The following is a 13,555-nucleotide window of genomic DNA, read 5'->3' as shown; positions in this document are numbered from 1 at the left end:
AATGGAAATTCATATTAAAATCATAGGGTTCATCCTCATTCCTCTTTCAATCATTCATGTCATTTTCCCCAAATACTTCAATTGGGATAAGGAATTGAGCACGTTAAGTTTAATCAACCGGCAAATGACTTATGTGCATACATTTTTTATTGCTTTAATTATTTTATTAATGGGCGTTTTATGCCTGACCTCGGCAGAAGAGCTTATCCATACTCATCTTGGTCAGAAAATATCCTTTGGGCTGGGCATATTTTGGCTGCTTAGATTATTTATCCAGTTTTTCGGATATTCTTCTGTTCTATGGAAAGGTAAATTATTTGAGACAACAGTTCATATTCTTTTCATAATTATGTGGGGATATATGAGCCTAGTATTCTTTGCTGCATATTTTAATTGATGACATTCAATAGACCTTGGTCTTAGGTTGGTAATGCCCTGTTCAAGTTTTCGTTTCAGGGAGTAATACCAAAAATAATTCAACCAAAACCAGCAGGAACATATTGACAAACATGGCGGTTTGATAAGCTTTTAGATAAGTAATGATAGAAGGGGTTTCGCCAGCCAGGTAAAAGAATAAACCGCCAATAACCCCGATACCGAGCGCGATAGCAGTTTGCTGAAATGTAGCATAAGTACCAGAAGCAGCGCCAGCAAATTTTGTGGGTATGCTTTTTAAAGCCATTGTCATTAACGAAGGAAGTACAGAACCGCAACCCAGCCCGTATATAAACAAAACCGGATAAGCTATAATTCTGTTGATGTTGACTGAATCAAATACAAGGATGTGCGCCCCGCTGGCAACAATCATGATCAGTACACCAGCCTGCAACACTTTTTTGCCATATCTGGGTACCAGGCGAATTGAAATTAGTGATGCAAGCACAAAACCAAGTCCCTGCGATACAAAGAACAAACCAGCCTCGGTAGAACTAATGTCAAAACCTGTTTGCAGTAGGATTACATTGAGTAGAAAATAAGAATCTTGTACCATAAAATAAAACAATACAGCACAAAGTGCGATGTTAAAATCTTTGAAAGCGAAGAGTTCCATATCAATAAGAGGAGATTGTTGCCGGCGGAGTTTTTGTTTCTGATCATAAATAAACAAAATTAACAATGGTATTGATGCGGCGAGGCAAATCAGGCTCCAAGCTGGCCAGCCTAGTTCCCGCCCACGGATCATAGGATAGATCAAAGCCATTAAAGTTAGCGTGAGGAGCACAACACCCGAGTAATCAAATTTCTCTGTGGTCAGGTTGCGCTGTTTGGGCAGGAATCTTATTGCAAACAAAACAGAAGCCAAACCTAGTGGTACATTGATTAAGAAAAGGAGACGCCAGCCCGCTACTACAAAATGTAGATCAGGTAACAGACCACCTAAAAATTGCCCGATAACAGAGGCCGTACCCGCAATGCTGCCGTAAATGCTGATGGCTTTAATACGCTCTATTGGATTTGGAAAAAGCACCTGAATATAAGAAATGCCCTGGGGGATCATAAAACCTGCGCTTATGCCTTGCAGCATACGGGCTGTATTTAACTGGAAAGCCGTTTGAGAAATGCCACAAAAGGCAGACGCAAGGGTAAAGGCAATCATCCCTAAAAGAAAAACTTTTTTCTTCCCGAATTGATCGCCCGCCCGGCCTCCGGTAATTAAAAAGGCAGCATAACCAAGCAGGTATAAAGCAATAACGAGTTGGATATCTCCATCAGAACCATTGATACCTTTACGTATAGAGGGCAGGGCTACATTAACAATAAAAATATCAATTACCGCTAAAAAAATAGAAGAAGAGATAATTGTCAATAGAAACCATTTTGAAATTTGTCTGTCCATTTTTAATTAAATTAGCCAGCAAAAGTGAAGCCTTTTAAACAGGACTACAAGTAGTTTAAAAAAAGATACCAGGTATGAAAAAAGATACGAATGTTGAATTGCAACCATTTGAAAAAGAGGAAACAGGTGAATATAACTGTCCGATGACAAAAGTGCTCCGTATTATCGGCGGCAAATGGAAGCTGTTGATTCTGAATGCTATTTTATTGGAATGCCCTAAGCGTTTTGGAACACTTAAAAAGATGATGCCTGATATTACACAGGCAACACTTACCGTACAGCTGCGCGAACTGGAGCGCGATGGTATTATTTTACGCACTGCTTATGCTGAATCGCCACCAAGAGTAGAATATAAATTAACTGAACTTGGCCTAACCCTCGTTCCGATTATTGAATTGATCAACAAATGGGGAAATACGCATTGTGTGAATAGTAAATGAATTATATAAACTTACACTTTAAATCATTGTTAATGAGCCCTAAACTAATGTTAGAAAATATAATTAAAGTAGTTATAGTTTTATTGTTGTTCTCGTCTAACTTAGTTCGCGCCCAGAAAAAAGAATCTGCCCTTTGGGAGATAACGGGTGGTGGACTAAAATCAAAGTCATATTTATTTGGAACTTTTCATACTGTGAGTATTAAACTTATAGACAGTTTTCCTGAATTAAAAGAGGTTATTGGCAAATGTAATTTCGGCATATTTGAAAAATCTGCACATCCCATTGGAGTAGTTGCAGATGCAGATATTAAAACACCACCCTTGGATTCTATTTTTACAAAAAAGGAATATTTGCTGGTGGATAGTTTTTTTACAAAATCTCCTTTTGGTGGTATTAGACAGCATAATAATGAAGCCTCCCTGAGTGGAATGTTGGAGGTAGTTTTAATGCTTAATAATGAACAGACAAAGAATCAAAGCTTTTTTTTTGATGATTACATCCAATCCTATATGATGGATAGTTTGAGCAAAAAGACTTTTGGCCTTGATGAGCCAACTGAAATGGCAGAATCAGCGAAAAAAGCAGATTATAAGTCTATGGCTAGGCTTATTGTATACTTAATTGAATCTAAAGTGGATATCGATACACTCGGAGGTGATAAAATTTTTGATGAGCCACTTTACATCAAATCTATGCAGGCAGACATGAAACTGTCAGAAGAAGTCAAAATTAAAGAGATTAAGGATGGCACAGTAGAAAGAAATCAAATATGGGTTCCGAAGATCATTAGTAAAATCAAGGAGGGTTCTTGCTTTATTGCGGTAGGTCTAGGGCATTTGCAATATAGGTCTGGGTTAATTGCATTGTTGCGTAAGTACGGATATACACTGCATCCTATAAGCCTTAATAAGCGCTAACATTCATTTTTAATTTGTTTTCAATTTTATAGGTGATTTTAGAGTTTCTGTAAAAAACAAAACCCTGCAGGTCATTTGACTGCAGGGTTTTGTTTTTTTTGATTCTGAATCTGGTGATCCCGCTGGGATTCGAACCCAGGACCACTACATTAAAAGTGTAATGCTCTACCAGCTGAGCTACGGAATCATTCTCCTTTTGAAGAGGCTGCAAAGATAGAAAAATTTAGCTGCCATGTTAAATTTATTTTAAAAAATATTGCCCTATTGTACTTTAAACCTATTAATTGTTTAATTATTAGTGTTTTGTGTTATGGTTTTTTATTTAACATGACAGCCTTTATTAATTGAAACCTGGGTTTTGGGTAAGATTGCCTTTGCTTAAATCAATTTCTGTTTGCGGAATAGGGAAGATAAGCCTATAGGCTGGTACGTCGATACCGGGATTTCCGGTTTCGGTAAGGTAGGCTTTCAAGATGGAAATTGTGGTGGCTTGATCCATTCGTACCAAGTCATACCATCTCTGGTTTTCGAATCCAAACTCTAGTTTCCGCTCTTTAAAGATCAAAGCCCTTGCATTTTCTTTAGACCCTAAGGAGCTGAGGTTATAAGCACTTGCATTTGCCCTTATTCTGACTTCATTGAGTGGCTGCAATACAGTATTATCAGGTGCAGCCTGGATTTCATTGGAAACTTCAGCATACATCAACAGCACATCGGCAAAGCGGAGCACGGGGAAATCATTGCCGGCATCTCTTTGAGGTGCAGTTGGGTCCAGAAATTTTGTACATAAGCCATTAGCCGAATTGAAGGTGCTGGCTTTTCTCACATCTGCAGGTTCAAATAAAGTCTGATATGGAATTGAAGCTTTAACATTACGGGCATCTCCGTTATTGCTGTATTCGTATGAAAAGGAATTTCCTTCTCCATTTGCGCTTGCTTTATAGCGAACGGCAAATACAATTTCCTTGCTCATTTCTGAAGCTGTGCTAAATATTGCGGCATAATTTGGATTGAGCTGATAGGTATTGCCTTTATAATTGGCGCCTATTAGTGGCTCCAATTGTGCTTTAGCCAGGACATATTCTTTTAGGGTCAGATAAACCTTTGCCAGTAAAGCCTGGGAGGCACCTTTAGTTACCCTGGCCACTTGCGCGGTTGGCCAGTTGACAGGGCAGTTATCTACAGAGATTAGTAAATCCGTTTTGATTTGGTTGTATACTTCGGTCTTGCTGATGCGTTTAAATTTTTCGAAATCATCAAAGTTGATCGAAGCTGTCAGGAGGGGAACATCGCCATATAGCCTCACCAGGTTCAGGTACATGAGTGAACGGATGAATTTGACTTCTCCTTCAAAATATTTTTTCTTTACAGGATCGGTTACTCTGTCCAGGTATTTAAGCACGAGATTGCAGCGGGCGATGGTATTAAAGGAACGTTGCCAAAAATCCAGGAGGAAAAAGTTGGAAGAACCATCTCTGAAGAATTTGATGGCTCCCCAATCTCCTTCAAGAGATACGCCAGAAGTATTGTCTGCCTTGATTTCTGTGAGCTTAAATTCTATGTCATATACCTTTTGGAGTCCATCATAACAGGCAATCACACCGGTTTCTACTTCGTCGGTATTGCGGTAATAATTTTGCTCGATCAGGTTGGATACTGGTTTTTCATCCAGAAACTTTTTGCAACTGCCCAAACTTACTGTAAGTATTAAGGCGATGAAGATCTTCGTTTTCATAATTAAAAATTAGCATTTACACCAAATGTGATATTTCTGGTTACCGGAGCTGCACCGCGCTGATAGCCATTTTTAAGGGGATCATCTGTATATTCGTTTACGCCCTCTGGGTTATAGCTTGAATAGCCTTTGGCGAATTTGTACCATAGATTCGCTGCAGATACATAGATCCTTAAGTTGGAGGCCTTAATGGCTTTCATCACTCTATCTGAAAAAGTATAGCCTATATTGACATTCCGTAGTACAATAAAAGAAGCATCTTCTATGGCATAGCGGCTTTCTGTTTTATACTTTGTTTTTGCTTGTAAAGCGGTAGGAAGGGAGAGGTAGGCGGAAGTTCCGGTGGCGGAGAACTGGGTTTCATAGTAGTTTGGATCGGCATTAAAAACACTTGCGCCATGCGAACCCTGCAATACAAAACTCAGGTCTATGTTTTTATATTTCAGGTTGTTGGTTAAGCCCCAGGTAAATTTAGGGGTCGGCTGTCCTAAAACAACACGGTCCTGATCATTGACTACGCCATCGCCATTGATATCACGGGCAATTATCCGGTCGGAATGCACATTGGTAGGCCAGTAATTGCCACCAACCTGGATGTCGCTGTCATACTCGTAGCCATAAAACTGAACCAATGGATTGCCTACCTTTGCGATAAAGTAATTGGGTCTTTTTGGATCGCCAACGCTAATGATGGTATTGCTGTTGCCGATGTTGTTTACTTTATTCTTATTGGTGGCGCCGTTGGCACTTACGTTCCATTTCAGATTGGTCTGGTCGAGAATTTTTGCATTCAATTCAAACTCGAGTCCTTGATTTTGTACTTCTCCGCTGTTTACCCATACACCGCTGCTTCCGGTAATGGTATTGATTGGCAGAAAAAATAAGAGGTCTTTGGTAGTGGATTTATAGGCATCTACAGTGAGTGTAAACCTGTTTTTTAGAAAGGCCATATCTACTCCGCCATTGAAACTGAAACTTCTTTCCCATCCTAAATTGGGGTTGTCGTAAAAACTGGAGTTGAAACCTAAGCTGGTGGCATCGCCTAAAATAGCGCCAACTGTATTTACATTGGCATAGGCTTTATAGTTTCCTATGTTGTTGTTGCCGGTGGCCCCGTAGCTTGCGCGGACTTTCAGGTCGTTGACAAAGGCTCCTTTGGTATAGAAATCTTCATTGCTGATTCTCCAACCCAAAGAGGCTGAAGGGAAGTAGCCCCATTTGTTGTTGGCGCCAAATCTTGAACTGCCATCCCATCTGGATCCGATAGAGATCAGGTATTTATTGTCGTAGGCATAATTTGCGCGAAAGAGGGCGGAGGCCAATGCATTATGTTCTTCTGTTGAACTTAAAGCACTTAAGGTTCCTGCATTTAGTGTTGGGATATCATCTGTAGCAAAATTGGTGGCTGCAGAATTGCTGCTGCTGATCTTTGTGGATTGTACGGTGAAGCCTGCAATCACATTTAGATCGTGTTTCCCAAAGCTTTTGGCATAGTTCAGGATGTTCTCATTTAAAAGGTCAACGGTTTGTGTATTGGCCAGCGTACCCTTTGTGGAGGCTTGTGCTACTGCACTTCCTTGTAAGTTAGGATCTCTTGTTGCCCAGGATTTCTGAAAAAACTCGGTGCTGGAGTTGCTGATAAATGCGCCGCCGGATACTTTTAAAGAGAGCGCGTCGGAAAAATTATATTGTACATTGGCATTGGCAAGTGTTTTATAGGTGTAAGTGGTGTTTTCAATACCTGCCAGATTGGTATAGCCATTGTTATTGGCGGTTGCAGACAGGTTGATGCCTTTGTATTTTGGATTTGTAGAAGGATCGAACGCACGCTGATTGACTATTGCGCCAAGGGGCAGGCCTGTATATTTTGAAATGGTGTCTGTTGCATATAAGGGCAGCCAGGTTGCAAAGGAACGGAGCAGGTCATGTAGTTTATAAGTAGGGGTATTCTGGGCCGTATAAGAAGGGGTTAGGCTGATGCCAATTTTCCATTTCTTATTGGGGGTGATGTCGATATTGGCTTGTCCGCCATATCTTTTATAGTCGTTTTTCAGAATAACGCCCTTGTCATAGAGTGCTTCTCCGGAAACATAGTATTTTACGGTTGGGCTACCACCACTCAGATTAACCTGGGTATTTTGGAACAAACCGGTCTGGAATACAATATCCTGCGGATCTGTTGGGACATCAAATTTCTGTGCGGCAAGGATTTCTGGTGATAGTTTTCCATTGTTTACTGATTTGACATGGTCTGCCCATTGGGATAGCGTTGGAAAATCCAAACGGCGATACACGCTTTTAAAGCCAGTGGCATTGTTAAATCCAAAAACGGTTTTACCATCTTTACCGGATTTTGTGGTGATGAGGATGACACCATTGGCACCTCTTGAACCATATATGGCTGCTGAGGCCGCGTCTTTTAATACCTCTATACTTTGGACATTGTTCATGTCTACGGCGGAGAGGTCTGTTGGGACCGGGTAGCCATCAATCACGATCAGGGGATTTGTACCTGCTGTGATAGAGGCTGCACCACGGATTTTTATGACCGGGGCAGCGCCGACAGTGGCGTCGGTGGTTTGGATTTGTACGCCTGCCAGTTTGCCTGTCAGTGCCTGATCTGCCCTGGCTACCGGGATCTGGTTCAGGTTGTCATTGTTCAGTTTGGCTACCGCACCGGTGACAGATGATTTTTTCTGTGTACCATAGCCAATAACGACTACGGTTTCCATCGTATTCTGAAGCTCCAGAAGGGTAATATAGATGGTTTCGCTTTTTACAGCGGTATAAGACTGCGGCTGATAACCGAGGTAATTGATTTCCAGCACCTGCCCAGGTTGAACGGTCAGGTTAAAACCGCCTGATGGATCTGTTACGGTACCCTGTTTGGAGTTTTTAACTTTTACAGAAGCGCCTGGTAAAGCTGCCCCGTCCGATGTTTTAACAATACCCTGAACAGTAACCTTAGTTTGGGCATATACCTGCTGTTTTGATAAAAAACAACACAGTACGGCAAGCAAAATGCTCTTAAAGTAAACTTTAGCATTCATAATGATTAGGTTTATATTGGTTAGTTGTGGTCTGGCGAGGCGCTATTTTATAGGGGGCTGCAAGCTCATGCAGCCCCTTTGTATTTAGGAGAAATTCAATCCTCCGTTGATGTCAATATTGGTTCCGGTGAGGTAGCTGGATTCTGAAGAAGCGAGATAAACCACCAGGTCTGCGACTTCTTCTGCTGTACCTTCTCTTTTCAGTAAAGTTGCATTGGCTACATTTACCCTTACTTCGGGCTTACTGAAGGTATCATGGAAAGTGGTAGCGATCATTCCGGGAAGCACCGCATTAACGCGGATATTTTTCGGACCAAGTTCTTTTGCAAGGGCGCGGGTATAGGTCATGATACCCCCTTTTGCGGTTGCATAGGCACTTGCACCAGGACCACCTCCATCTCTTCCAGCTAGTGAAGACAGGTTGATGATGGAACCACCAGAGCCCATTGAGGGTATGGCGGCTTTGGAAACGAGAAAGACGCTTTTCAGGTTGAGGTCCATGACCTGGTCCCAGAAAGCTTCATCAAGTTCGGCGGTGGCTTTTCTGGCTACCATACCACCGGCTACATTGACCAGGATGTCTATGTTGCTTCCAAAAGCCTTATGGCTTTCTGCAATCAATTGCGCTATATCTGCTGATTTGGTAACGTCGCCTTTTACAATGATGGCTTCACCGCCGTCTTTTTCAATCTGGTGGAGGGTTTCGTTGGCATTCTCTATATTGCTGTGGTAGTTGATCACTACTTTAGCGCCCTGTCTGGCCAGTTGTATGGAAACAGCTCTGCCAATATCTCTGGATCCACCGGTTACAATTGCTACTTTGTCTTTTAAACGCATATTCATAAATTAAGAATGTATTTTTTTGAGGTTATATATTTAACACAGAACCAGGTGATGGGTACGAGCACTGCGGCAAGTACAAAAAAGGACACATAACTGGTTTGTGTGATGACGGGAACTGCCCAGGTGGTGAGTAAGGTGCCTGCTACAGCGGCTGTACCACCCATTCCGGCTATGGTACCTACATTTTTACCATTGAAATAATCGCTGGGTAAGGTTTGCAGGTTTCCGATGAGGAATTGAAAACCAAATAGGGTGATGCCAATTAAAACCATGGCCAGGCCTGGTCTGTCTTTTAGGGTATCCAGGAAATAGAGAATGGCCACAAGTGCGAGAAGCATTAAAAAACAGCCAATAGCTATGGCATTCTTTCTTGCTTTGACAGCTGGAATACCTTTTTTGATTTGACGGGAAGAATGATAACCACCCAGCAAACTACCTGCAGCTGCAAAGAGATAGGGCAGCCAGGTAAAGGCGCCAATCTGTTTAATGTCAAAAAGGAACTGTTCTTTCAGAAAGGTAGGCAGCCAGGTTACAAAGAGCCACCAAACCGGGTCAATGAAGAACCTGCCCATAATGATACCCCAGGTGTTCCTGAATTTCAAAAGTTCTTTCCAGCCAAGAACAGGTGCTTCTTCTGTTTGTTTTTCAGATCCTGGATCTGAATCTAAAATATGGTTCCGTTCCTTTTCTGTAAGCCAACTGTGTTTATCTGGTGTTGCTTTATTGATGAACAACCAGGGGATGATCCAAATCAATCCAAGCCCCGCAATCAGCACAAAAGTCATTTTCCAGCCAAAAGCGACATACAACAGTGCGATAATGGGAGCAGAGATCACAGATCCCAGAGAGGCGCCAGCACCAAATATACCCTGGGCAATGGCCCTTTCTCTTGCAGGAAACCACTCCGCATTGCTTTTTGTAGCACCCGGCCAGTTCCCGGCTTCGCTGAAGCCCAGCATAAACCGGAAGAGGTTAAAGGAAAGTAAGGATCTGGCAAAGGCATGTAATGCAATGGAGATGCTCCAGCCAATAATCGATATGGTCATCCCGATGCGTGTACCCACGGCATCCATCAGTTTTCCTGTAAAGGTTTGCCCCAGAGCATAAGCAATCATAAAAAATGTAGTGAGGAGCGCCAGCGCACTTTTGTTATCTGCATCGGCGATTCCAAAATCTTTGTAGATATAGGGCCACATGATATTGATTGCACTTCTGTCGATATAATTGATCACGGTTGCCAGAGCAATCAGCGCAATAATATACCATCTTAATCCTTTGATCTTCATGTTGCTTTCTTTCTGTGTTTAAAGCCCTGTACTGTCTAAAAAGGCCATGATTCTTCTGGTCAGTTCTTCGTCGTCTTCTTTAGAGAATTTACCATGTAAACCTCCTTTAACGGTCATGAATTCGCATTTAACATCCAATTCGTCGTATCTGGCTTTTAAGGCCACTGATTCCTGATAAGGGACAATCGGATCTGCATCGCCATGTACAATGAAGGTTGGCGGACTGTTCTTTTTTACCTGGTACAGCGGAGATACGGATTTAGCAAATTCCTGATCCTTTGCTTTGTCGCCCAGCCAGCTGGTTGCAGAGGTACTGGTTTTATAAGGACCATAGGCCCAGTCCCAAACATCTGTGATCCCGAACTTGTCAATAATAGCAGCTACTTTAATGTTTTTTACACCTGGACAATTGCTGTCGAAGATCGGATTGTTCTCCAGTAAGCCGCCCATAAGGGCAAGATGTCCACCAGCAGAGCTGCCCATAATTACGATTCTGTTTACATCGATATGGAATTTCTTGGCATTCCTGATGAGGTAGATCAAGGCACACCTGGTGTCTTCTACAGCAGCAGGTGCAGTTGCTGTTCCGGTTAAACGGTATTCAATGTTGGCTACGGCATAGCCTCTGTTAAAGAATGCGGAAAAGCCGGTTTGTGATTCTTTAACGCCTTTGTTCCAGCCGCCACCGTGGATATTAATGACCAGTGGACTGCCTTTTTTCTGCGAAGGAGGGAGGTAGAGGTCTAGTTTTCCTTCCCAATCATTCACGGTGGTGTACACCAGGTTTAACTGTTCGGTAAAACCTTCCGGGTAACTTACTTTCTTAAATTCCTGGGCAATACTCAGCTGCCCCGCCCAAATCAGGCAGATCATTAGAAATATGGTTTTCATCTTTAGCTTATATTTATGTAGGTTAGTTTAGCTTTTAAGGAAATCTTCCCGGTGTGGACTAAATACGTCGATCAGGACACCTGGTTCAATACATACACATCCATGGATGACATGGGGTGGTGCATAAAAACCATCTCCTTTTTTTATAATTTTCTTTTCTTCACCAATGGTCATTTCAAAAACACCGCTTTCTACAAAAGTAACCTGTGCATGGTAGTGTTCATGAAGCACACCCACGGCCTCTGCTTCAAATTTGGCCTTAACCAACATGATATTGTCATCGTATCCAAATATTTGCCTCTGGATACCATTTCCAAGATCTTCCCAAGGTGTTTCTGATTCTATTTGAAATAAACTGCTTTGTAACATAACCTGTTATTTAAATTCTATGAAATTTTCTTTGTTTGTATAATTGATTTGGTAATTGTACAGGCGATCCTTTACTTTAAAGGAGACTTTTACCTGGTTTTTATCTGTATTCAGAAGTTTTAGATCACTGACCTGGCTTGATGCTCCTGTGGTGGTTTCACTTACGGAATTCACTTTGCCATGTGTTTCTGTAACACTGAAAAAGGTTTGCTGTTTTACATTTTCCTGGGAGAACATAAAAGCTTTACTTTCTATAAGGCTCAGATCCGGGTCATTGGCCCCAAGTGAAAGCAGTTTTACCGTTGCAGGTGCATCTGTAGCAAAATGGATAGTGTAAAATCTTTTATTTTGGAGTATGGTGAGATAACCATCTGCCTTATCCAGTTTTTGTGCCGTATTTAACCAGATGTGCTGATAGCCATTGTCTGTACCCAGGGCCTGTAGATTGTTGCTCACCGCTTTGTATTTAAAGGAAGCATCAACCAGGTGTCCTTTGTACCAAAAGGGAAGATCATATTGGTGAACCTGATTGGAAACTGCCTGAAAAACATCGATCAGAAGTGGTTTTTCCAAGCCTTGTACTTTGACTAATGCGGACGTTCTGATCATTTCTACCCCTGGATAAGCATGGGCTTCTTTTGCACTTACCACTTGCAGGTCTTTGCTGTTGCTGAAATATAGGATTTCGGCAGATTCCAGTTGTGCTTTTTCTGCACTGGCCTTAAAATCAGATTGCTGGTCTACCACTAAAGTGTTGTGTGCTACCGTCTGTTTGGCCCAGGTTTTATTTTCTGGCAGATAATCTCCGCCTTTCTTGGTTTCTATATTGATAAACCTGGCTGCTCCATAATCTGGAAATATTTCTGTTCCATTATCGTAATAGAGCAGGTTTAACCGGTCAAAGTGGCCGTGACCCATTCCCTGTGATGCGGCTTTAATCAAAACGCATTGCTGGTCGTCATTATTTCCGTACCTCAGTAAGGCGATTCCACCTTCGTCGCCTTTAGCGCCGTCTGTGATCAATTGCGGGGTATAGACAAATGGATTACTCTTCCCGGCTGCAAGATCGGCAGCAATTTTTAAACCTGCGTCGGATACAATGACTTCTCCTTGTTTTTGTGCGATGTCCAGCAATTGCGGTTCCGCTTTAATATCTGCATAAGCGATGTCTGTACCGTACACCAATTCTGCAGATTGATAGGTTTTATCTTTTATAGCGTCATTCACTGGAAAGAAAGTCCCATCGGTATAGGTGAGTTGCAGGGAGGTATTTATGGCTTTAGACAGCAATTTGTTCCGGTATTCAAATATTTTTAACTCTGGCTGATAATTGTTAATGGCCTTTGCAAAGATAACAAAAGGAAGGAGGGCATAACGCTGATAATAGGGGCCTTCTGTATAATAACCGTCGGGCGAAAACAATTGGTCCAGCTGTTTTAGAAAACCAGTTTTACCATCTTTATTAGAGCCTTTAATGGCCATTTGAACGTATTCTGGTTTATTCAATACATAACCTGTCATGCCTACTGCCGCGATATCCCAGGTTCCATGGTTATGGATCCAGTCGAAAGTCTGTTTACAGTCTACGGTAAAGAATTTTAGCATGGGCATAAATAAGTGATTTTCTATGGTTGCCCGGTCTGATGCGGGGATGGCGTCGTAGGCCATGTCATAGCCCTGGATGGTATATACCTGCCATACAAAGTCATTCAGGCTTTGCCAGAATATTTTTCCTCCTTCATGTCCTTCTTTCCTTTTAGGGTGTAAAGGCCATTTTTCATACTCCTGGGCGTATTTTAGCAGGATATTTTTGATATAATCGGCATACTTTTGTTCGCCCGTAATTTGATAGGCAATACCACAGTTTAGAATGTTGGTGTAGTTCCTTTTGTGCTGCTCATGGCTAAATCCACCGCCTCCATCTTTTGGTAATGGTACACTGATGGGGCTAAGTAAGGCTTTATCTGCATCTGCCTGGACTTTCTTATAAGATTTTTGAAGTAAGGGATAATCCATGACACCTTTTTTAAGAGCAGGCAAATTAGATTTGGTGATCATAATGGCCGGATGAACCTGCGCTTGCAGTGTTGCCGCGGAAAATATAAGGCAAAAGGAGGACAGTACCAGCTTGTTAAAGTAGTTCATCATTTTAAATGGATATGGTTATATTAAAATAATACTTAT

11 protein-coding genes and 1 tRNA gene are annotated in these 13,555 nt (G+C 41.9%); 3 read left to right on the top strand and 9 right to left on the bottom strand.

Annotation, left to right across the window (positions count from 1 at the left end):
* The first annotated feature begins 1 nt into the window (after position 1).
* Entirely contained in the window at positions 2–397 is a 396-nt protein-coding gene (locus tag R2S08_RS13215; RefSeq protein WP_316835631.1) for a hypothetical protein, read from the top strand.
* A 42-nt stretch (positions 398–439) separates the two neighbouring features.
* Here the strand turns inward: R2S08_RS13215 and R2S08_RS13210 are convergent, their stop codons facing one another.
* Complete coding sequence (locus R2S08_RS13210) at positions 440–1,837, bottom strand: MFS transporter (RefSeq protein ID WP_316835630.1); 1,398 nt, start codon at positions 1,835–1,837, stop codon at positions 440–442.
* A gap of 74 nt (positions 1,838–1,911) precedes the next feature.
* Between R2S08_RS13210 and R2S08_RS13205 the strand changes: the two genes are divergently transcribed.
* Both R2S08_RS13205 and R2S08_RS13200 read left to right on the top strand, forming a co-directional pair.
* Positions 1,912–2,277, top strand: coding sequence for a helix-turn-helix domain-containing protein (locus R2S08_RS13205; protein ID WP_316835629.1), 366 nt, complete (start codon positions 1,912–1,914; stop codon positions 2,275–2,277).
* 32 nt (positions 2,278–2,309) lie between these two features.
* Positions 2,310–3,197 carry a TraB/GumN family protein gene (locus tag R2S08_RS13200; protein ID WP_316835628.1) on the top strand — a complete coding sequence of 296 codons (888 nt, stop codon included), beginning with the start codon at positions 2,310–2,312 and terminating at the stop codon, positions 3,195–3,197.
* A gap of 111 nt (positions 3,198–3,308) precedes the next feature.
* On the opposite strand, the gene R2S08_RS13195 is transcribed toward R2S08_RS13200, so the two are convergent.
* The 8 genes from R2S08_RS13195 to R2S08_RS13160 all read right to left on the bottom strand — a co-directional run bounded on the left by R2S08_RS13195 (position 3,309) and on the right by R2S08_RS13160 (position 13,519).
* Positions 3,309–3,384, bottom strand: a tRNA-Lys gene (locus R2S08_RS13195).
* A gap of 153 nt (positions 3,385–3,537) precedes the next feature.
* Positions 3,538–4,932 carry a RagB/SusD family nutrient uptake outer membrane protein gene (locus tag R2S08_RS13190; protein ID WP_316835627.1) on the bottom strand — a complete coding sequence of 465 codons (1,395 nt, stop codon included), beginning with the start codon at positions 4,930–4,932 and terminating at the stop codon, positions 3,538–3,540.
* A gap of 2 nt (positions 4,933–4,934) precedes the next feature.
* The gene (locus R2S08_RS13185) at positions 4,935–7,982 is read right to left on the bottom strand and encodes a TonB-dependent receptor (protein WP_316835626.1); all 3,048 of its coding nucleotides are present in this window, start codon (positions 7,980–7,982) and stop codon (positions 4,935–4,937) included.
* Between the two features lie 84 nt (positions 7,983–8,066).
* Positions 8,067–8,819 carry a 3-oxoacyl-ACP reductase family protein gene (locus tag R2S08_RS13180; protein WP_316835625.1) on the bottom strand — a complete coding sequence of 251 codons (753 nt, stop codon included), beginning with the start codon at positions 8,817–8,819 and terminating at the stop codon, positions 8,067–8,069.
* A 2-nt stretch (positions 8,820–8,821) separates the two neighbouring features.
* Positions 8,822–10,111 carry an MFS transporter gene (locus R2S08_RS13175; RefSeq protein ID WP_316835624.1) on the bottom strand — a complete coding sequence of 430 codons (1,290 nt, stop codon included), beginning with the start codon at positions 10,109–10,111 and terminating at the stop codon, positions 8,822–8,824.
* Between the two features lie 18 nt (positions 10,112–10,129).
* Complete coding sequence (locus R2S08_RS13170) at positions 10,130–11,002, bottom strand: alpha/beta hydrolase (protein ID WP_316835623.1); 873 nt, start codon at positions 11,000–11,002, stop codon at positions 10,130–10,132.
* 27 nt (positions 11,003–11,029) lie between these two features.
* Entirely contained in the window at positions 11,030–11,371 is a 342-nt protein-coding gene (locus R2S08_RS13165) for a cupin domain-containing protein (protein WP_316835622.1), read from the bottom strand.
* 6 nt (positions 11,372–11,377) lie between these two features.
* On the bottom strand, positions 11,378–13,519 hold the full coding sequence (locus tag R2S08_RS13160) for a heparinase II/III family protein (protein WP_316835621.1): 2,142 nt from the start codon (positions 13,517–13,519) through the stop codon (positions 11,378–11,380).
* Positions 13,520–13,555 lie beyond the last annotated feature (36 nt).

The organism is Pedobacter nutrimenti (genome assembly GCF_032678445.1).
Classification (GTDB): domain Bacteria; phylum Bacteroidota; class Bacteroidia; order Sphingobacteriales; family Sphingobacteriaceae; genus Pedobacter; species Pedobacter nutrimenti_A.
Note: the sequence above shows the minus strand (reverse complement) of the source record. Positions and strands in the feature narration are given on the sequence as shown.